The sequence below is a fragment of the Candidatus Methylomirabilota bacterium genome (assembly GCA_036005065.1).
Classification (GTDB): Bacteria; Methylomirabilota; Methylomirabilia; order Rokubacteriales; family DASRDR01; genus DASYQW01.
The window spans coordinates 1-20,278 of sequence record DASYQW010000064.1 but is presented as its reverse complement, the minus strand read 5'-3'; the positions used below and the strand labels follow the sequence as shown (position 1 = coordinate 20,278).

The window sequence follows — 20,278 nt, the reverse complement described above, 5'->3', positions numbered from 1 at the left end:
CTCCTGGCCGCCTGGGCCCGGGTGGTTTGGCCGCCCGACGCTCACCGGTGGCCGCTCCGGATGGAGGACAACTGGCTGGAGCCGGCTGACACCTGATCGAGTGTAGGATCATCAAGTAACCGAGGAGACGCGCATGGCCCTGATGTTCCGACGGCTCCACCCGCACTTCGTCGCCGAGGTGAGCCCGATCGATCTCCGCCGGGTTCACGATCCCGGGACCCTCACCGAGATTCGGGCCGGGATGGACGAACACGCCGTGCTCGTCTTCCGGGATCAGCCGTTCACGGACGACGAACACCTCGCGTTCGCGCAGCGCCTCGACGGTCAGCTCCACTCCAAGACCGGCAGCAGCGTCCTGCAGAAGAGCCGCCTCGGGAACGAGGCGCTGGCCGACATCTCCAACCTCGACGAGAGCGGCGAGATCATGAAGTCCGACAATCGCCGCCGGATGTACGGGCTGGGGAATCGCCTGTGGCACACCGACGCGTCGTTTCAAGATCCGCCGGGACGCTACTCCATGCTCTCGGCCAAGGTCGTCCCGCCCACCGGGGCCGATACGGAATTCGCGGACATGCGCGCCGCCTACGACGCGCTTCCCGCCGACATGAAGGCGCACCTCGAGGGTCTCCGCGTCCACCACTCGATCGCACACTCGCGCCAGATGCTCGGCTTCGAGTTCTCCCCCGACGAGCAAGAGGCGCTCAGAGGCGCGGTCCACCCGCTCGTGCGAACGATCCCGCGCTCGTCTCGCCGATCCCTCTACCTCGCGTCGCACGCGTCGAGGATCATCGACTGGCCGGTGCCCGAGGGGCGGCTCCTCCTGCGCGACCTGATGGAGCACGCGACCCAGCCGGAGTTCGTCTACCGCCATTCCTGGCGCGTCGGCGACCTGGTGATCTGGGACAACCGCGCCACGATGCATCGCGGGCGGCCGTTCGACGATGCGATGTATCGCCGCGAGCTGCGTCGCGTGACGACGCTCGACGTCGAGCTCTCTCCGCTCCCCGGGCGCGGCGTCTGAGCCGCTGAGCCCTCGGAGCGGCTCGGGCGCCGCTCAACGCTGGACGATGCCCCACCGCAGTACCGTGGCCCGCTCCAGCGGCACGAAGAGGAGGCGGTCCAGGGCGAGCCACAGGAGCCCGATCAGGATCATGCCGAGGAGCACCACGTCCGTCTTGTACCACTGGACGGCTTCGATCGTCATGTAGCCGAGCCCGCTGGCGCCGGCCAGCATCTCGGCCGCCACCAGCGCCCGCCATCCGAGGGCGACCGAGGTCCGAAGCCCCAGGATGATCTGGACCAGCGCCCCCGGCAGGATCAGCTCCGTGAAGATCTGAAAGCCCTGGCCCCCGTGACTCTGGACCGCGCGCCGGAGCAGCCGCGGGATGGTCTGGACGCCGATCACGGTGTTGTAGATCACGCTGAAGAAGATGATGTTGGCGATGACGAACACGACCGCCCCGTCCCCGATCCCGAACCAGACGATGGCCAGCGGGATCCAGGCGATGCCGGCGATCGACTGCAGGAAGGTGAGGACCGGCCGCAGGAGGTCCGCGACCCGACGGTTCAGCGCGATCGCGATGCCGAGCGGGATCGCCAGGGCGTTCCCCACCAGGAATCCGGCGAGAAGCCGGAGAAGGCTGTGGGCGGTGTGCCGGAGCAGGCTCCCGTCCCCGAGCGACTGAATCAGCCGGCCACCGAGGTCGGCCACCGGGGGGAGCACGTAGCGCGGGTACGTGAGCGTCATCGGCACCACGAGCCAGGCGGCGATCACCACGACGAACGGAGCGAGCCCGATCGCCCGGCTCGTCGCCAGGCCCGGAAACCTGGCCGCCGCTCTCATCCCTGCCCTTCCGGCGTCACCAGCAGACCCCAGCGCTCGATCGTCACCTGCTCGAAGGGCTTCAGGTACACTCGATCGATGAAGAGCCACATGACGCCCATGCAGACCATCCCCACGATGGTGCGGGCCGTGTGCTGGTTCGACACCCCTTCGTAGATCAGGTAGCCGACGCCCGTCTTGGCCGCCAGCATCTCGGCGAAGATGAGCCCGCGGAAGGCGAAGCCGGCCCCCACCCGGAAGCCCGTGATGATGCCGGGGAGCGCCGCCGGCACGATCACCTCCGCCACCACCTGCCAGCGAGAGGCCCCCAGGGCCCGCACCGCGTTCACGTAGGCCTGGGGCACGGTCCGGACGGCGACCATGGTGTTGAAGAACATCGGGAAGAAGACGATGTAGACGAGTAGCACCACGATCACCTCGACCCCGTACCCCCACCAGACGACGAAGAGCGGGATCCAGGCGCCTTCCACGATGGCGTAGAGAAAGTTGACGAACGGACCGAGGAGGCGGGCGAGGAGCCGGTTGAGACCGACCGCCACGCCCAGGACCACGCCGATGACGACGCCGATGGCGATGCTCGCCGCGTAGCGGACGAGGCTGTCGCGGACGTAGACCGGCAGGATCCCCTTCTGGATCAGCTCACCGAAGGCGCGCGCAACCCGCTGGGGCGAAGGATAGAAGAACTCGGAGAGCCCCACCAGCGGCACCGAGAGCTGCCAGAGCCCGAGGACGAGAAGCAGGCCCAGTGTGCTCCGGAGGAGGCGCCCCGCCCCGACGCGCCACCCGGCCGGGCGGCCCGGCGGGAGCGCGATCGAGGCGCCGGGCGGCGGAGGCGCGCCGGAGGCCGCTATCTCAGCGTCCCGCCCACGGCCGCACCGCCCGGACCCAGTAGCGCGCGGCGAGGTCGTGGAGCGCCTCGGGAGGCACGTCCATGAGGAACACGCTCCGGCCTTGGACCGCGATCAGGCGCCCGGCCTCCTGGAAGATCGCCACGTGGAACGGCTCGGGGGCGATGCCGAGGATCAGCTCGACGTGGACCGGCCGATCGACCGTGGCCAGTCCCGCCGCCCGCAGCTTGGCGGCCCCGGCCCAGGCCGACCAGGCCTGGAACGTGAGGAGCGCGAGGAGCAGCCACGCGGTCACCCACACCGGGCGCTGCCGGATGACCGCTCGCACGCGCGCGATGGTCACACGGTCTCCCCGAGGTCCGCCCGGACGAGCTCGAGGACCCGGTCGCGGAGGGCGACGTACTCCGGGTCGTTCGGGAGCTTCGCCCAGGTCCGCTCGCCGCGCGGGATGTTGACCGGGATCACGGCCTTGAGGCGTCCCGGTCCGGAGGTCAGCACCGCCACCCGGTCGGCCAGGAACACCGCCTCTTCCACGCTGTGGGTCACGAAGAGCACGGTGACCTGCGAGCGCTCCCAGATCCGGACCAGCTCCTCCTGCAGCGTCATCCGGGTCTGCGCGTCGACCGCCGCGAACGGCTCGTCCATCAGCATGATCTCCGGCTGGTTGGCGAGCGTGCGGGCGACGGCGACCCGCTGCTTCATGCCACCCGACAGCTCGTGGGGGTACTTCTCGGCGGCATCGGTCAGGTTGGTGAGCCGGAGGAATCCCCGGGCGATCTCGTGCCGCCGGGCCCGGGGAAGGCCGCGGAGCTTGAGGCCGAGGGCCACGTTGTCGATCACCTTCTTCCAGGGCAAGAGCGCGTACTCCTGGAACACGACGCCCCGGTCGGCGCCCGGCCCCGCGATCCGCCGCCCGTCCATCAGGAGCTCGCCGCCGGCCGGCTCCAGGAAGCCGGCGATGGCCGCGATCAGCGTCGATTTCCCGCACCCGCTGGGCCCGACCACGCACAGGAACTCGTTCGCGTAGAGGTCGAGGGTCAGGGACTCGATCGCCCGGTGGCGCTCGCCGCGCTCCTCGTTGACGTAGTCGACGGAGAGCCCCCGCATCACGACCTTCGGCGCCGCCACCGACGTCCCGCCTCAGGGCTGGACGCGGATCGCGGGCGGGATCGGCGGCAGGTCCGCGTAGAACTGCGGAGAGCTCTTCTCCGCGTAGAGATAGAACTGCGGATCGATGAACGGCGAGGGATCGAAGGCATTCTTCAGCTGGCCCCCGGCCAGCAGGGTGGGGATGGTCGTCTTGACGTAACCCTCGACCGTGTACCGGGAGATCCGGTGGTCGTAGCCCGCCTGGCGGATCGCCTCCTTCATGACGGCCAGGTCGATGCCGGGGATCCAGCGCGTCACGATCTCGGCAGCCGCGTCGAAGTTCTGCCGGACCCACTGCTGAGACTCGGCGAAGGCGACCATGAAGCGGCGGAGGGCTTCCGGCTTCTTCGCCGCGGTGTCCCGGTTCGTCAGGATGGCCGCCGGGATGTAGCAGGTCGGGCAGCCGCCGTCGACGACGCGCAACGACCCCGGCACGTTGACGACCGCCGTGCTCGGCCACGGCTCCCAGATGGCGATGGCGTCGACGTCGCGTCGGGCCAGCGCGGTGGGGATGTCCGCCGGCTTCACGTTGACGAGCTTCACGTCGTCGGCGCGCATGCCGTTGCTCCGGAGGTGCCCCAGCAGGTAGCCCTCGGCGCCGGTGCCTCGCGGCAGGCCGATGCGCTTCCCCTTGAGGGCCTTGATCTCGCCCTTCTGGATGCCGGTCCCGGGTCCGGCCACGATCGAGTGGCCGGTCGAGTAGTCGGGCCGGAGCGGGTCGCCGTGGAGGTGCGCGATCAGGACGAGCGGCACCCCGTTCGAGATGGCCGCCAGGAAGGGAATCGAGCCCATGAGGTTCACGTCCTGGGCGCCGGCCATGAGCCCGTTGATCATCTCCACGCCCGTCGGGTACATGATGATCTTCGCGTTCAGGCCGTGCCTGGCGAAGATGCCGCGCTCGATCCCCACGAAGCCGGGGGCGTGGTCGCTGGCCGGGCCGGCGCCGATCTTGATGTCGATGGCGGTCTGGGCCACGGCCGGGACCGCGCAGGCCAGGCCCAGGGTGACGGCGGCGATCACTCGGAGGAATCTCTTCATGGCGGGCCCTCCTGGCTCAGCGGGCGTGGGGCGACGGCCTCTCCGGCGACACAGGAGAGATGATAATCCCCCACGGCTCGGCCGCACCAGATCACGCCTGACCCGCGGCGCGACCAGGCGCAAGGGAATCGCCGATTCGGGTATACTCGCCCCGTACCAACCTGGCCATCCTCAACGGGCCCGCGTTCAGGAGGTGCCCATGATCTCTCTCACCGGCACGCGCGTCCGGCAGCTTCCGATCCGGCCCGATGATCTAAGGGAAGGCCTGACGATCGCCTGCGACCCCTGATGCCGCCCACGGGCGCCGAGCTCCTGGTCGAGGCGCTGGTCACGGCCGGCGTGCGGCATCTCTTCACCCTTTCCGGCAACCAGATCTTGCCCGTCTATGACGCGACCGTGGGACGCGACATCGGGCTCATCCACACCCGCCACGAGGCGGCGGCGGTCCACATGGCCGACGGCTGGGGGCGGCTGACGGAGGACCCCGGGGTGGCGCTCGTCACCGCCGGTCCGGGGCACCTCAACGCGCTGTCGGCGCTCTACACCGCGCGCATGGCGGAGTCGCCGGTCGTGCTCTTGAGCGGCCACGCCCCGCGCGGAGAGCTCGGCCGGGGCGCCTTCCAGGAGGTCGACCAGGTGGGCACCGCCCGCGCCGTCACGAAGGCGGCCTGGCGGGTCGACGATCCGGCGCGTCTCGGCGACGAGGTGAGGGCCGCCCTGGCCCTGGCCCGCGCCGGACGGCCCGGCCCGGTCCACCTGAGCCTTCCCGGGGACGTGCTGGAGGCCCGCGTCGAGGCGACCCCCCGGGATGCTGGCGTCGCGCGATCGGCCGAGACGCCCGTCGCCGACGCGGCCATCCGGGCGGCGCTCGATCTCCTGGCCGCGGCCACGCGCCCGCTGGTCCTCCTCGGACCCGCCATGGGGCGACCGCAGCGCCGGGCCGACGTCGACCGTCTCACGGAGGTCACCGGCATCCCGGCGCTCCTCATGGAGAGCCCACGGGGCGTCAACGACCCGGCGCTCCGCGCGGCGGGGACCTGCCTCGGCGAGGCCGACGTCGTCCTCCTGCTCGGGAAGCGGCTCGACTACTCGCTCCGGTTCGGCGAGGCGCCGCCGCTCGCGACGGGCTGCCGATTCGTCCAGGTGGACTCCGAGGCAGGGCGCCCGCCCTTTCGCATCGCCCTGGGCGTCCTCGCGGATCCGTCGGCTTTCGTGCGGCAGCTCACGGCCGCGGCGCGAGAGCGCGCGTGGCCGGCGAGCTCGTGGGCGCGGGAGGTGGAGGCGGCGCGCCGGGCAGAGCCGGCCGAGTGGGCCGAGCTGGGGCGCTCCTCCCGCCAGCCGATCCACCCCCTCCGCGTCTGCGCGGCGCTTCAGCCGAAGCTGGCCGCCGGCGCCGTGTTCGTGAGCGACGGAGGCGAGTTCGGCCAGTGGGCCCAGGCGGCACTCGACGCCCCTCACCGCCTCATCAACGGGCTCTCCGGCTCCATCGGGAGCGGGCTGTCGCTGGCGCTCGGCGCCCGGCTCGCCTGCCCCGACCGGCCCGTGCTCGTCACGCTCGGGGACGGGACCTTCGGCTATCACGCGCTCGAGTTCGACACCGCCCTGCGCTACGCGCTGCCCATCGTCGCCATCGTCGGAAACGACGCCCGCTGGAATGCCGAGCACCAGCTCCAGCTCCGGCAGTACGGGCCCGAGCGCGCGGTCGGTTGCACCCTGCTCCCCTCGCGCTACGACCGGCTGGTGGACGCGCTGGGGGGTCACGGGGAATTCGTCGAGCACCCCCAGGACCTCGAGCCGGCGCTCGAGCGCGCGCTCGGCTCGGGGCGTCCCGCCTGCCTCAACATCCTGATCGAAGGCCTGCCCGCGCCCGCCGTCAGGGCGGGGGCGTCCGGGCACTGAGCATCTCGGGGGCGACCGCGTCGAATCCGCCGGAGGTGGGTCCGCATCCAAAATGCGGAGGCCAGTCTGCCTGGCCTGTCGGCACCGGATCAGAGCGTCACCGAACAGGAGGAAGACCCATGGGCGACCTCATTCATGTCTCCAAGGTCCGGATCGTCAAGGACAAGGGCCCGGTCCGCCGCGCCTACATCGAGAAGTTTCCCGACCCGGTCCGCTACGGCGTCCACGGCGGCATCAAGAAGTTCTACGGGGTGGAGCCCGAGGAGGAGTTGCCCACGACCCTCGACCACATCGTCGCCGCCGTCGCGGGGTGAATGACGGGGACGCTAGCCGGGGCGCTAGCGGCGCGCAAGATCCCGACGCAGCCCGATCGCCTGTCCTCGGAGGTGGAAGGCTTCATCGAGAACGTCGATGGCAAGCCGCTGATCACCCGGATCAAGGTCCATTATTCGGTGAAGGTCCCGCCGGGCAAGCGAGACGAGGCCTTGCGGGCCATTCAGATCCACGAGCAGGGCTGCCCGGCCTCCCAGTCCGTCCGCCGGGGCATCGCCATCGAGTGGGACGGCGAGGTCGTGGAGGAGTAGGACCACCGACGCCCGCGCCGATCGTCAGGGCGGAGGCGGCCGGGGACTGAGCGACGCCCGCTCGCCCTCGGCTGCCCGCGAGGCCGGGCGCTCGCGGCCGGCCTCGCGCCCGTCCGGGGACAGCGCGTGGGCCAGCACCTCGTCGGCAGTGTCGACGAAGACGAACTCGAGCTCGCGCCGCAGCTCGGGGGCGATGTCCTCCAGGTCCCGCGCGTTCCGCTGGGGGAGCATCACCCGCTTGATTCCGCTCCGATGGGCGGCCAGCACCTTCTCCTTGATCCCCCCGACCGGGAGCACCTTCCCGCGCAGGGTGATCTCGCCGGTCATCGCCAGGTCGCTCCGCACCGGACGCCCCGCGGCCAGCGAGGCGAGCGCGGTCATGATGGTGACGCCCGCCGAGGGCCCGTCCTTCGGAATCGCCCCGGCCGGCACGTGGACGTGGACCGTCTTGCCCTCGAAGAGCCGGGGGTCGATCCCGAGCCGCTCGGCGTCGGAGCGGACGTACGACAGCGCCGCCTGCGCGCTTTCCCGCATGACGTCGCCGAGCATGCCGGTCAGGACCAGCTGCTCCTCGCGGCTCGGCATCATGGTCGCCTCGACGAACAGGACGTCGCCGCCGGTCGGCGTCCAGGCGAGGCCCGTCGCCACACCTGCCCGGTCGGTCCGCTCCGGGGCCTCGTCGAAGAAGCGCGGGCGCCCGAGGAAGTCCTCGACGGCGTCCGGGGTGACCAGCGTCCGCCCGCCCTGCCGCGAGACCAGCCGCATGGCCACCTTGCGGGCGACGGCGGCGATCTCGCGGTCGAGGCTCCGGACTCCCGCCTCGCGCGTGTAGCCACGGATGATCCGCCGGAGGGCGTCGGGCTCGAAGACGAGCTCCTCGGGCAAGAGGCCGTGGGCCGCGCGCTGCTTGGGGACGAGGTACTCCTGGGCGATCCGGATCTTCTCCTCCTCGGTGTAGCCGGCGAGCTGGAGGATCTCCATCCGGTCGCGCAGCGGGGCCGGGATGGTGTCGAGCGTGTTGGCCGTCGTGATGAAGAGCACTTGCGAGAGATCGAACGGCACCCCGAGGTAGGTATCCACGAAAGTGTTGTTCTGCGCGGGATCGAGCACCTCGAGCAAGGCCGAGGACGGGTCGCCCCGCCAGTCGTGGCCCACCTTGTCGATCTCGTCCAGCATGAAGACCGGGTCCCGCGTCTCGGCGCGCCGGATGCCCTGGATGATCCGGCCCGGGAGGGCCCCGATGTAGGTCCGCCGGTGGCCGCGCACCTCGGCTTCGTCGTGGAGGCCGCCGAGGGACATCCGGACGAACTTCCGCCCCAGCGCGCGGGCGATCGATTGACCCAGGCTCGTCTTGCCGACGCCCGGTGGGCCGACGAAACAGAGGATCGGCTCCCGCGCCGGCCCGTCGCCGGTCACCTGGGGGGCCGCGGCCACCGGCGGCGGCGCGGCCGGCGGTCCCCCGGCCCCGGGCCGGTTCGCCTCCCCGGCTTGCGCGGCTCGCTCCTCGCGGAGCTTCTTCACCGCGAGGTACTCCACGATGCGCTCCTTGATCTTGTCGAGATCGTAGTGGTCTTCGTCGAGCACCTGGCGCGTCCGCTCCAGGTCGATCGTCCCGCCGCTCAGCGCGTTCCAGGGCAGGCTCGCCAGCCATTCGAGGTAGGTGTGGACGATCCCGTGCTCGGGCGAGGCGGACGGGATGCTGGCGAGGCGGGCCAGCTCGCGCTCCGCCTCGCGCCGCGCCTCCTCGGGGAGACCGGCCGCCTCGACCCGGCGGCGCAGCTCCGCCGTCTCCCCGCCGCCCTCCTCGTTTTCGCCGAGCTCCTTCTGGATGGAGCGCAGCTGCTCGCGCAGGTAGAACTCCCGCTGAGTCTTCGACAGCCGCTCCTGGGTTTCGGTGGTGATCTTGCGCCCCAGCTCGCGCACCGCCAGCTCGCGCTGGAGCAGATCCACCAGCCGGCGCAGCTTGGCGTCCACGGGGTCCAGCTCGAGGACCTCCTGGCGCAGGGGGATCTCGAAGGGCGCGACGGTCCCGATGAGATAGGCGACCTGGCGGGGATCGGTGAGGTTCTCCGCCGCAACGGCCAGCTCGTCGGGCAGATCCCCGGCCAGGCCGACCAGCTGGCGGAAGAGATCCACGGCCGCGCGGCGGAGGGCGTCGAGCTGGGTGCTGGGGACCATCCGGTCCGGCGCCGGCTCGGCGCGCGCGACGAGGTAGGGGTCCGTGCTGGCGAACTCCAGGAGGCGCACGCGCTCGACCCCCTGGACGACCACCCGCAGGCTGCCGTCCGGCAGACGCGCGAGCTGGTGGATCACCGCCGCCGTGCCGACCCGGTAGAGGTCGTCGGGCCCGGCCTGCTCGATCGACTGGTCGCGCTGCGCCACCAGCCCGAGCAGACGGTCGCGGCGCATCACGTCGTCGATGAGCCGCACCGAGCGAGGCTGGCCGACGGCGAGAGGGACGACGGCCAGCGGGAAGACCATCGTGCCGCGCAGCGGCAGGACCGGGAGGACATCGGGGATCCGGACCGCGTCCGGCTGGGCCGTCTGGGTCGGCTGAGCCGACTGGGCCGGCTGAGCATCCACTGCCATTCCCTCACCTCCCGCCGAGCTTCGGCAGCCGGATCGTCAGAAGCCCCTGCTCGTAGCGCACGTCGACGCCCTCTGGATCGATGGCGACCGGCAGCGACACCTCGACGCGGAACGGACCCTGCCGGATCTGCGCCACCCGATACACGCCGTCCTCGTCGCACCGGAGAAATCGCCGACCCTCGATGACCAGGGCGTCCTCGAACAGCAGGACGTCGGTGGTGTCCGGATCGATCCCCGCCACCGCCGCCGTCACCGTGATGGCCTCCGCCGTCTCGACGACATCGGTTTCGGGCCGCCACCGCGGCTCCGCCAGCCTCGGGGTCAGGCGCGGGAGGTGCCAGAACTCGCTGATCGAGGCCAGCGGTCCGGCAGCCACGATCATCGTGTAGCGGGAACCCAGACGTCGGTAGCGCATCCTCGGCTCCTCGGGGGACGCACGGCGTCGCGTCCGGAGCGGTCAACGTAACGTCATCGTGCCGCGGTTCGGCTCCCGATGCAAATCCCCGCCCGGCCCGCTGCTCGAGGGCCTCAGAACGCCAGCGTCTCGCGCGCGGCGTCGAGCACGCGGGCCGCATCGGGCAGGTTCGCCCGCTCCCGGGCGGACCCGACGAACGGCACGTCGTAGGCCGTGACGCGCCGGATCGGCGCCTGGAGCGAGAGGAAGGCGCCCTCCATGATGCTGGTGGCGATCTCGGCGCCGGCCCCGAAGCTTCGGGGCGCCTCGTGGACGACGACGGCGCGCCCGGTCTTGCGGACCGACGCGGCGAGCGTCTCCCGATCGAGCGGCGCCAGCGTGAGGAGGTCGACGACCTCCGCCTCGACGCCATCCTCGTCGTGGAGCACCCGCGCCACCTCGCCCGCCACGGCCAGCATGGCGCCGTAGGCCACCAGCGTCACGTCGCGACCCTCGCGCGCCACCCGGGCGGGGCCGATCGGCAGCGTCTCGATCTCATCCGGCACGTCCTCCTTCGCCGCGTGGTACAGCGCTTTCGGCTCGAAGAAGATAACCGGATCCGGGTCCCGAATGGCGCTCACGAGCAGAGCACGGGCGCTGCGCGGGCCCGAGGGGATGACCATCTTCAGCCCCGGGATGTGCGCGTAGAACTGCTCCTCGCTCTCCGAGTGGTGCTCGAGGGCCCGGACGCCGCCGCCGTAAGGCATGCGCACGACGAGCTGGCAGTGGAAGCGTCCCTGCGAGCGCATGCGGTAGCGGGCGACGTGGTTCTCGATCTGGTGAAAGCCCTGGAAGGCGAAGCCCGAGAACTGGATCTCGCACACCGGCTTCAGCCCGTAGAGCGCCATGCCGACCGCGGTGCCGACGATGGCCGATTCCGCGAGCGGGCTGTCGATCACGCGCTTGCCGCCGAACTTGGTGTGGAGGCCCTCGGTGACGCGGAACACGCCGCCGTCCACGCCGACGTCCTCCCCCAGGATGAGCACGTCGCCGTCGCGCTCCATCTCCTGGAGCAGGGCGAGGTTGAGCGCCTGCACCATGTTCAGCCGGCCCATCGGCTCGTGTTCCGCTGGCCGCGCATCGGCGGTGGCGAGGGCTCGGCTTCGCCCGGTGGAGCCGCCGCGGCCCGGCCCTCGGCCTCCTCGAGCCGCCTCGCCAGCTCCGCCCGCTGCGCCTCGAGATGCGGGGGGCGCTCGCCGTAGACGTGATCGAACATCGTCAGCGGGTCGGCGGGCGGTGCGGCCTCGAAGCGCTCGACGGCCCGGGCGATCTCCGCGTCGACCTGCTGCTCGAGCCCGTCCTCCAGCAGGTGCTTCCGCTGGAGGTGGACGCGGAAGCGGGTGAGCGGATCCTTGCGCTCCCACTCCTTCACCTCTCCCTCCGAGCGATACCGGCTCGGGTCGTCGGCCGTGGTGTGGACGCCCAGGCGGTAGGTCACGCACTCGATGAGGGTCGGTCCGTCGCCGGCCCGCGCGCGCTCCACCGCCTCGCGACTGGCCGCGTACACGGCCAGCACGTCGTTGCCGTCCACCTGGAGGCCCGGAAAGCCGTAGGCGAGCGCCTTCTGGGCCAGCGTGCGCGAATGGGTCTGCTTCTTGAGCGGCACCGAGATGGCCCACTGGTTGTTCTGGCACATGAAGACGACCGGCACGTGCCAGACGCCGGCGAAGTTGAGCGCTTCGTGAAAGTCGCCCTCGGACGTGGCCCCGTCACCGAAGTACGCCATGACCACGACGTCCTCCTCGCGGTACTGCGCCGCGTAGGCCAGGCCGACGGCGTGCGGGAGCTGGGTGGCGACGGGGATCGTGATCGGGAGGTCCTGCTGGTGGGGCCCCGGCCGGCCGCCTTCGAGGCGCCCCGCGAACAGGAGCAGCAGCTGCTCGATGGGCCAGCCCCGCCACAGCATGGCCGCGGTCTCGCGGAACGACGGCACCATCCAGTCCGTCGGGCGCAGCACGGCCACGCTCCCGATCTGCGCGGCCTCTTGCCCCTTGATCGGCGGGAAGGTCCCGATCCGCCCCTGTCGCTGGAGCCGCACCATCCGCTCGTCCAGGCGGCGGCCGAGCAGCATCGCGCGGTAGAGCTTCAGCAGGGTGTCGGGCGGGAGGTCGGGCTCGAGCGCGGCGTCGAGGGTGCCGTCGGCGTCCAGGATGGACAGGTACTCGAGACCGAAGCGGGGCTCGACTGGCGTTCTGGGCATGACCCCTCCGCGTGGTCCTATTCTACTCATCCCGTCACACGCGGTAAACGCGCGCGGCGGTCTCGCCGAAGATCTTCGCCCGCTCGCCGGGGCCGAGCGCCGCCAGGCAGGCGCCCGCTGCCTCCCACCAGGCCGCGTAGCCGCCGGCCAGGTTCACCACCGGCCAGTCGCTTCCCCACAGGAGCCGGTCCGGGCCGAAGCACTCGAGGAGGTGGTCGACGTACGGTCGGAGGTCGTCCGCGCGCCACCCCGGCCCCGCCTCGGTCACGAGGCCCGAGAGCTTGCAGGCCACGCCGCTCTCCCGCGCCAGCTCCGCCATCGCCCCGGCCCAGGCGGCCCGCGCCTCCCGGGCGCCGCCCCAGCGGGCGATGTCGGGCTTGGCCCCGTGGTCGATCACCACCCGGAGGTCGGGATGGCGGGCGAGCAGCACGCGGAGGTTCGGGAGGTGGGGCGGCTTGACCAGCGCGTCGAAGGCGAGGTCCAGCTCGACCAGGGCGCGGAAGGCGGGCTCGAGCGCGCGGCCGAGCATCCAGCCGGGGTCGGCGATGTCGTGGATCATCGGCCGGATGCCGCGGAGGTACTCGTCCCCGGCGAGCGCCGCGATCACCGCCGGGGCGTCGGCGGCCGCCATGTCCACCCAGCCGACGACGCCGGCGACGAAGGTGGTCGCGCGGGCGGTGTGGAGGAGGAACCGGGTCTCGGCGACGGTCGGCGCCGCCTGGACGAGGATGGTCTCGGTGACGCCGGCGCCGGCCAGCAGCGGGGCGAGGTCCCCGGGCCCGAAGTCCCGGTAGATCGCGGGCCGGTCGGGCGTGATCCAGCCGTAGTCCCCGCGGTCGAGACGCCAGAAGTGCTGGTGCGCGTCGATCCGGCGCGTCGCCACGGGGCCGCTTCGAAGGCTTTGGCTCTCGATTGGCGTCATGGCAGCGACATTCGCGCCGAGGCGGTCAATCTCGCCGGCGCCGGAGCCGGCGGCGACAGCCGGTAACCGCGGCGATCGCTACTCGCCCGGCGTCGGGGCGTCGGGGCGCACGAGGCCCTCCGCCTTGAGGTCTCGCCACAAGGCGGGCGGGATGGGATGGTCGAGGAGCGCCACGTTCTGCTCGACCTCGGCCGCCGAGCGGGCACCCGGGATCACCGAGGCCACCGCCGGGTGGAAGAGCGGGAACTGGAGGGCGGCCGCCGCCAGCGGCACGTCGTGGCTCGCACACACCCGCTCGAGCCGGCGGGCTCGCTCGAGGATCGCGGGCGGCGCTGGCTTGTAGTCGTAGCGCGCGCCGGGCACGGCGCCGGTGGCCAGGATCCCCGAGTTGAACGGGCCGCCGATGACCACCCCGATGCCTCGGCGCACGCAGAGCGGGAGGAAGCTGTCCAGCGGCGCCTGCTCGAGGAGCGAGTAGCGCCCGGCCAGCAGGAAGCAGTCGAAGTCGGCCGCCTCGAGGCAGCGCTGGCAGATCTCCCACTCGTTCACGCCGACCCCGATCGCCCGCACGGTACCGGCCCCCCGCAGCTCGGCGAGCGCCCGGTAGGCGCCGGCCATGGCCTCCCGGAAGCGCGCCTCGCGGCCGTCCGGGCCGTGGGTGAAGGCGTCGATGTCGTGGATCAGGAGGATGTCGGCGCGGTCGAGGCCCAGGCGACGGAGGCTCGCCTCGACCGAGCGCAGGGCCCCGTCGTAGCTGTAGTCGAAGCGCGGCGCGCACGGGGGCACGTCGACGTAGGCGCTCCTCTCGGCGCGGCCCGGCTCGAGAACCCGGCCGACCTTGGTCGAGAGGACGAAGCTCGCTCGCGGGCGGCCGCGAAGAGCCTCGCCCAGTCGCCGCTCACTCAGGCCGTGGCCGTAGAGGGGCGCCGTGTCGAAGTACCGGATGCCGGCCGCATATGCGGCGTCGACCGCGCGCCGGGCGTCGTCCTCGGCGACCGCCGTGAAGAGGTTTCCAAGCGGCGCCCCGCCGAACCCCAGCCGCGTCAGCTCGAGCACGACGGGACGCGCCGGCGAGCCCTCGGATCCATCTATCCCCAGACCTGCCCGGCGACCTCGACCACGAGCGCGAGCTTCCGCTCCTGGTCGGCCGGCGTGAGCGGGTTGCCGGGGGCGGTGCTGGCGAAGCCGCACTGCGGGCTCAGCCCGAGCCGAGGGAGCGGGACCAGACGGGCGGCCTCGTCGATCCGCCGCCTCAGACCGTCGGCGGACTCCAGGTCCGGCGACTTGGTGCTCACCAGCCCCAGCACCACGCGCTTGTCGCGGGGCACGGAGGCGAGCGGCGCGAAGCCCCCCGCGCGCGGGGAGTCGTACTCCAGGAAGAAGGCGTCGACCGCCAGGCCGGCGAAGATCCGCTCGGCGACGGCCTCGTAGCCGCCCTCCCCCAGCCACTTCCCCTGATTGTTCCCCCGGCAGAGGTGCATGCCCACCGTGAGTCCCGCCGGCCGGTCCCGCACCGCCGCGTTGACCACGCCGATGTACTTGCCGAGCATCACGTCGAGGTCGTACCCGCGCTCGCGGAAAGCCTCGCGTAACCGCGCATCGCACAGGAGCGGCAGCGAGACGTCGTCGAGCTGGACGTAGGTCGCGCCGAGGGCGGCCAGGTCGCTCAGCTCCTCGCGGTAGACCCGGGCGACGTCCTCGAAGAACTCGTCGAGGTCCGGATAGGCCGCCTCGGACACGCCCTCGCGCCATCGGAAGTAGTGCTGGGAGCACGGGCTGGGCAACGTCACCTTCGGCGTCCGGGTGGTCAGCACGCGCACGAACCGGAACTCCTCGGTCGCGATGCCCCGGAGGCGCCGGAGCCGGCCGGTGACCACCGGCGTCCGGTAGCGGAGCGTCCGACCCCGGTCGTCGCCGAAGGTCAGCGTCGCCTCCATCTCGGTGAAGCCGCTGACGGCGGCCGGAAAGTGCCCGAAGTAGATCGCCCGCCGATACTCGCCGTCGGTGATCGAGCGGAGCCCGAGCCGTTCCTGGAGGGCGACGGCGTCCCGGATCCAGCGGTCCTCGACCCGGCGAAGGCCGCCGGCATCGAGCGCTCCCGTCTCGAATGCCTGGCGCGCCGCCAACAGCTCGGGAGGACGGAGCAGGCTGCCGATGTGCTCGGCGCGAAACGGGGGCTCGGTGGGAGCCGCCGGCTCCCCGCTCACCGGGGCGACCTGCTCGTCGCCGTCCCGCCCGGCGGCGCCGCGGCCACCTCGACCATCGCGTCGTAGGCGGCCTGGCCGCCGGAGAAGTGGAACGCGTTCACCGCGGCGTCGGGCAGGCTGGGGGCGCCCGAGGTGAGCCGGTTCAGACCCGTCCAGCCGTCTCGCATCCACACCGTGCCCGGGGGGACGCGGTCGGTCACCCGGGCGCGCGCCGCGAACTCGCCCCGGTCGTTCCAGATCCGGATCGGCGCCCCGTCCTCGAGCCCGCGGGCGGCGGCATCCGCCGGCGCGATCCAGAGGACGGGCTCCGGGTCGAGGCGGGCCAGCGTCGGCAGCGCCTGGCCGTGGTCATAGAAGCCGTGGAACTGGGTCAGCGTACGCCCCTGCCGAAAGCTCAGGGGATACCGGTCGGAGGCCGGGAGCTCCTCGTAGACGGGAAGCGGCGGGAGCCCGAGCTCCGCCGCGCGCTCCGACTCGAACTCGATCTTGCCGGACGGGGTGGGGAACCTGAGGTCCGGGTGTGCCACGTGGGAGATCCGGAGCGGCCGGATGCCGTCCTCGGCCCTGAGCGCCGCCACCGTCGCGTGCCCGGTGGCGGGATGATCCAGGATCGCGTCGAGCACCCCCGCCTCGCTCTCCCAGGGATAGAAGTCGGCAGGCAGGCCGAGACGCCGGCCGAGCTCCCGGATGATCCAGGGGCCCGGCCGCGTCTCGCCGGGCGCGTCGAGGATCTTCGGCATGAGGTAGAGATGGGTGTTGGTGCTCTTGCAGCCGAGCTCCTCGAGCCAGGCCGTCGCGGGCAGGATCACGTCGGCGAAGCGGCGCGCGGTGTCGTTGAGGAAGAGGTCGTGGCTCACCAGGAGGTCCGTCCGGGCCAGCCCCTCGGCCACCCGCTCGGCGTCGGCGAACGACGAGAGCATGTCGGTCCCGAACAGGAGGAGGACCCGGACGTGGCCCTCCCGCAGCGCCTCGGTGATCCGCGGCATCTGGTCCGGGACGTAGTCTCCCGGTGGCCGGCGCTCCACGGCCATGATGTCGTTGAGAGCCTGGCCGTGGGTGGCGCTCCCATGCCGGGGACCGAATCCCCCACCCGCGATCCCGAGGTTCCCGGTGAGGGCCGGGAGGCAGGCGACGGCGCGCCCGCCCTGCCAGCCGTTCGCCCCCTTGTGCATGGAGCTGCCGCCCAGCAGGATCATCGCCGGACGGGTGGACGCGTAGCGGCGGGCCAGCCCCACGATCCGCTCCTCGGGGATCCCCGTGACGGCGGCGGCCCAGCCCGGAGGGTGCGCGCGGACGTGCGCCGCCAGCGCCTCGAAGCCGACCGTGTGCTTTTCCACGAATTCCCGGTCACATAGCCCCTCGGTGATGAGCACGTTCATCAGCGCCAGGGCGAGCGCCGCGTCGGTGCCGGGCTTGAGGAGGAAGACCTCGTCTGATTGCCCGGCGGCCTCCGTCGTCCGGACGTCGATCGTGACGACATGGGCGCCCCGCCGCCGGGCGGCGGCCAGGTGGCGGCCGGTGTTCGGCTGGCTCGCCAGGTTCGCTCCCCAGAGGAGGACCAGGTTGGCGTTCGCCCCCATGTCCTCCTTGGTGTTCGTCTCGAGCGGCCCCGTGAGGCCGATCCCGAAGGCGCCGAGCCCCCAGCAGATCATGGTGGGGTTCCACCACTGGCAGCCGTAGAAGTTCGCGAGGCGCCGGAGCAGATGCGAGCCGACCCGCGTCCCGTAGTTGTTCGCGAAGAGCCCGTGTCCCGACCAGAGCCCCACGGCCTCCCGCCCCGCCGCCTGCATCCGGCTCACGATGAGGCCGAGCGCCTCGTCCCAGCTCGCCCGGCGCCAGGCGTCGTCGGTCCGCCGCTCGCGGATCAGGGGAAAGAGGAGCCGCCGCGGATTCCCGATGATCTCCCGCGAGGCCTGCCCGCGGACGCAGAGGAAGCCCCGGCTGTCCGGATTGTCCGGATCGCCGGCGACGCCCCGGAGCCGCCCGTTCTCCACCTCCGCCAGCATCCCGCACAGGGTCGGGTGGCAATTCATCGGGCACATGGTGCGGATCACGTCGCGCATCGACGGCTCCTCAGCCGGCCGGGGTCAGGCGCTCGCGGGCGCCCATGACGCGCCAAAGGCCGTTCGCCAGGGGACCGGACGCCGGATCTCGCGGGCTCGCACTCCGTGAACACGCTAGCGGGACGCCGAGGCCGCGTCAAGCGCCGGAGGCCGTACACGGGCGCGGGCTGCCGACAAAAGCGAACGGCGCAGGGGGAATCCCCTGCGCCGTTCCGGATCAACGTCCGTCGGGTCTTACCAGCGCACGTTGCGCTTGGCGCCAGCCGAGCTACCGGTGCCCGGGGACTTGGCCACGTTGACCGTCAGCTTCCGGCCCTCGAAGGTCTGGTCGTGCAGCTTGCTGATGGCCGCCTGAGCCTCGGCCTGCGTGGCCATCTCCACGAAGCCGAAGCCGCGGGACTCGCCCGAGAATCGGTCCGTGATCACCGTGGCGGACTCGACGGTGCCGCACTGGGCGAAGTACTCCCGCAGGCTCTCGGAGTTGGTGGAATAGGACAGACCGCCGACGTACAGCTTGGACGCCATGTGGCGCCTCCTTGGGCCCCGGTCGCCCGGGGCTCGACTCTTCCGCAGTGGTTCACGCCCCGGACACGCGGAAGAGCCCATCGGAGGCGAGGCCAGATTCGGTGCGCCGTCGTCGGCGCGTCACCCGGCAGGTCGGAGAGAGTATAGCACAGGAGCCCGGCAGCGGGGATGTCTTCGACCTAGGAGCCTGTCGGCCGGCGGAGCGCGGCCGCGATGGCGTGGGGGAGCAGCTGCCTCTCGAGGGTCTCGAGCGCCATGGGGAGGGCCAGGGCCCAGTTGGGCCATTCGGTGAAGGTCCCCGGCATGTTGGGGCGCTCGTCGACAGCGCAGGCATCCTCCAGGGTCGCCGTGAGGATGGCGGAGGGCGCCTGGCCGAGCAGCCGATACGTCCGCTCGATCACCTCCTCGGTCGGGGCGTCATCGGGGAGTCCGGTCAGCGCGCGCAGACGCGCCCGGACTCCCCGGGTGCCCTCCTCGTTGGGGTGGAGGCCGACGTCGCGCTGATTCCGGAGGTCGGCCCCGGTCCAGAGCCCCGCCACGGTCGGGAGGTCGTGGGTGGTGACCGCCCCCAATGCGAGCTCGGGAAAGCGCGACGGCGGGTTCTCCTCGAACCAGAGCACGCGATAGGACAGGATGCCGTGGCTGGCCAGGCGCTCCCGCACGCCTTTCTCCACGGTCCCGAGGTCTTCGCCCACGATCATGGCCCCCGCCCGATGGCTCTCGAGGGCGACGATGCCGAGGAGGTCATCCGCGGGATAGCGGACGAAGGCGCCCTCGGCCGGGCGCATACCCTTGGGGATCCAGAAGAGTCGGAAGAGGCCCATGACGTGGTCGATCCGGAGGCCCCCCGCGTGGCGCAACGCCGCCCGAATGGTCTGGACGAACGGCTCATAACCGGCCGCCGCCAGGCGGTGAGGCACGAACGGCGGCAGCGCCCAATCCTGACCCTGGGTGTTGAATCGGTCGGGTGGGGCGCCGACCGTCACGTCGATCGTGAGCACGTCCTGCCAGGCCCAGGCATCGGCGCCGCCCGGGTCGACGCCGATCGGGAGGTCGTGCATCACCGCGAGCTCGCCCGAGGCGCGCGCGAGCTGAGCGTCGAGGAGCCACTGGAGCCACCGGTGGAATTCCAGGCGCTCGGCGTGCTCGGCCCGGAAGCGGGGCACACCCGGCGCGTCGGGCCGCCGGTACTCGGCGGGCCACCGGCGCCAGTTGGGGCCGCAGCGTTCCGCGAGGGCGCAGAACGTCGCGAACTCGGCGAGCGGCTCGCCCTCGGCGGCGCGGTAGCGGTCGAAGGCGGGGTCGCCGCCGAAGCGGGACCAGAGCCCATCGAGCGCCTCCATCTTGAGGCGGAATATCGCGTCACGATCGATGCGACGCACCTCGTTGAGCGCGCGCCCCGCGGCGGCCAGCCGCGCGAGGCCGAGCCGCGCCTCGGCAGCACCGGGCACGTCCTCGATCCGGAGATAGAGCGGGTTCCGGTAGCGGCGGCTCGACGGGTAATAGGGGCTCGCCTCCTGGGGCGTGACCGGGTTCGACGCCTGGAGTGGGTTCACCAGCAGCAGCCCGGCCCCGAGCTCCCGAGCGGACCACTCGGCGAGACGCCGGAGGTCGGCGAGGTCGCCGATGCCCCAGCTCCCGGCCGAGCGCGCCGCGTAGAGCTGGACGGCCCAGCCCCACGTCCGGAGCCGGGGCGGAAGGTGGCACCGGTCCGGGCTCACGATCAGCCGCACGGCGGGGCCCCCGTCGAGCGGGCGGAGCTCGTGGTAACCGAACGGCAGGTCGGGCGGCAGCGCGCCCTCGACGCGCACCGCACCACCCTCCTCCAGGTGGAGCTCAGCCGGGCCGGAGACCCGTGCGGTCTGCCGCGCCCGGACGACGCGCACGCGGCGCCCTGTGGGAGGCGCGGTCCGGGACGCCTCGGCGCCCATGGCGGCGAGGATGGCGGCCCGCGTCT

19 protein-coding genes are annotated in these 20,278 nt (G+C 72.1%); 4 read left to right on the top strand and 15 right to left on the bottom strand.

What is annotated here, in order from left to right; translation table 11 throughout:
* Nucleotides 1–133 precede the first annotated feature (133 nt).
* Nucleotides 134–1,021: a TauD/TfdA family dioxygenase gene (locus VGW35_04875; GenBank protein HEV8306978.1), complete on the top strand. Its 888-nt coding sequence runs from the start codon at nucleotides 134–136 to the stop codon at nucleotides 1,019–1,021.
* Between the two features lie 33 nt (nucleotides 1,022–1,054).
* Here VGW35_04875 and VGW35_04870 read toward each other — a convergent pair whose 3' ends face one another.
* The 5 genes from VGW35_04870 to VGW35_04850 form a co-directional block, all read right to left on the bottom strand.
* A complete protein-coding gene (locus tag VGW35_04870) occupies nucleotides 1,055–1,843 on the bottom strand; it encodes an ABC transporter permease (protein HEV8306977.1) in 789 nt (262 codons plus the stop codon).
* Nucleotides 1,840–2,550, bottom strand: coding sequence for an ABC transporter permease subunit (locus VGW35_04865; protein HEV8306976.1), 711 nt, complete (start codon nucleotides 2,548–2,550; stop codon nucleotides 1,840–1,842). The genes VGW35_04870 and VGW35_04865 overlap by 4 nt, the downstream gene beginning before the upstream one ends.
* Before the next feature lie 145 nt (nucleotides 2,551–2,695).
* Nucleotides 2,696–3,034 carry a hypothetical protein gene (locus tag VGW35_04860; GenBank protein ID HEV8306975.1) on the bottom strand — a complete coding sequence of 113 codons (339 nt, stop codon included), beginning with the start codon at nucleotides 3,032–3,034 and terminating at the stop codon, nucleotides 2,696–2,698.
* The gene (locus VGW35_04855) at nucleotides 3,031–3,819 is read right to left on the bottom strand and encodes an ABC transporter ATP-binding protein (protein ID HEV8306974.1); all 789 of its coding nucleotides are present in this window, start codon (nucleotides 3,817–3,819) and stop codon (nucleotides 3,031–3,033) included. Before VGW35_04855 ends, VGW35_04860 begins: the two co-directional genes overlap by 4 nt.
* A 12-nt stretch (nucleotides 3,820–3,831) precedes the next feature.
* Nucleotides 3,832–4,878 carry an ABC transporter substrate-binding protein gene (locus tag VGW35_04850; GenBank protein HEV8306973.1) on the bottom strand — a complete coding sequence of 349 codons (1,047 nt, stop codon included), beginning with the start codon at nucleotides 4,876–4,878 and terminating at the stop codon, nucleotides 3,832–3,834.
* A gap of 288 nt (nucleotides 4,879–5,166) precedes the next feature.
* Here VGW35_04850 and VGW35_04845 point away from each other — a divergent pair, with 288 nt between their 5' ends.
* The 3 genes from VGW35_04845 to VGW35_04835 all read left to right on the top strand — a co-directional run bounded on the left by VGW35_04845 (nucleotide 5,167) and on the right by VGW35_04835 (nucleotide 7,361).
* A complete protein-coding gene (locus VGW35_04845; protein HEV8306972.1) occupies nucleotides 5,167–6,777 on the top strand; it encodes a thiamine pyrophosphate-binding protein in 1,611 nt (536 codons plus the stop codon).
* Between the two features lie 119 nt (nucleotides 6,778–6,896).
* Nucleotides 6,897–7,091 (top strand): hypothetical protein, encoded by a 195-nt coding sequence (locus VGW35_04840; protein ID HEV8306971.1) that lies wholly within the window; start codon nucleotides 6,897–6,899, stop codon nucleotides 7,089–7,091.
* Entirely contained in the window at nucleotides 7,092–7,361 is a 270-nt protein-coding gene (locus tag VGW35_04835; GenBank protein ID HEV8306970.1) for an OsmC family protein, read from the top strand.
* Nucleotides 7,362–7,385: 24 nt separating this feature from the next.
* On the opposite strand, the gene lon is transcribed toward VGW35_04835, so the two are convergent.
* The 10 genes from lon to malQ form a co-directional block, all read right to left on the bottom strand.
* Nucleotides 7,386–9,842, bottom strand: a complete 2,457-nt coding sequence (lon, locus tag VGW35_04830) for an endopeptidase La (GenBank protein ID HEV8306969.1) — start codon at nucleotides 9,840–9,842, stop codon at nucleotides 7,386–7,388.
* 112 nt (nucleotides 9,843–9,954) lie between these two features.
* The gene (locus tag VGW35_04825) at nucleotides 9,955–10,365 is read right to left on the bottom strand and encodes an Hsp20/alpha crystallin family protein (GenBank protein HEV8306968.1); all 411 of its coding nucleotides are present in this window, start codon (nucleotides 10,363–10,365) and stop codon (nucleotides 9,955–9,957) included.
* Between the two features lie 113 nt (nucleotides 10,366–10,478).
* On the bottom strand, nucleotides 10,479–11,459 hold the full coding sequence (locus VGW35_04820) for an alpha-ketoacid dehydrogenase subunit beta (protein HEV8306967.1): 981 nt from the start codon (nucleotides 11,457–11,459) through the stop codon (nucleotides 10,479–10,481).
* Entirely contained in the window at nucleotides 11,447–12,604 is a 1,158-nt protein-coding gene (gene pdhA, locus VGW35_04815; GenBank protein HEV8306966.1) for a pyruvate dehydrogenase (acetyl-transferring) E1 component subunit alpha, read from the bottom strand. Before pdhA ends, VGW35_04820 begins: the two co-directional genes overlap by 13 nt.
* 34 nt (nucleotides 12,605–12,638) lie before the next feature.
* Nucleotides 12,639–13,487: an amidohydrolase family protein gene (locus VGW35_04810; protein HEV8306965.1), complete on the bottom strand. Its 849-nt coding sequence runs from the start codon at nucleotides 13,485–13,487 to the stop codon at nucleotides 12,639–12,641.
* A 117-nt stretch (nucleotides 13,488–13,604) separates the two neighbouring features.
* Entirely contained in the window at nucleotides 13,605–14,582 is a 978-nt protein-coding gene (locus VGW35_04805) for an aldo/keto reductase (protein ID HEV8306964.1), read from the bottom strand.
* A gap of 32 nt (nucleotides 14,583–14,614) precedes the next feature.
* Entirely contained in the window at nucleotides 14,615–15,733 is a 1,119-nt protein-coding gene (locus tag VGW35_04800) for a 5-methyltetrahydropteroyltriglutamate--homocysteine S-methyltransferase (protein HEV8306963.1), read from the bottom strand.
* A complete protein-coding gene (locus VGW35_04795; GenBank protein ID HEV8306962.1) occupies nucleotides 15,730–17,796 on the bottom strand; it encodes a molybdopterin-dependent oxidoreductase in 2,067 nt (688 codons plus the stop codon). The genes VGW35_04800 and VGW35_04795 overlap by 4 nt, the downstream gene beginning before the upstream one ends.
* Nucleotides 17,797–18,030: 234 nt before the next feature.
* Nucleotides 18,031–18,321: an RNA-binding protein gene (locus VGW35_04790; GenBank protein HEV8306961.1), complete on the bottom strand. Its 291-nt coding sequence runs from the start codon at nucleotides 18,319–18,321 to the stop codon at nucleotides 18,031–18,033.
* Nucleotides 18,322–18,500: 179 nt separating this feature from the next.
* Nucleotides 18,501–20,278, bottom strand: a 1,778-nt coding sequence (gene malQ / locus VGW35_04785; GenBank protein HEV8306960.1) for a 4-alpha-glucanotransferase, incomplete at its 5' end; no start/stop codon positions are given.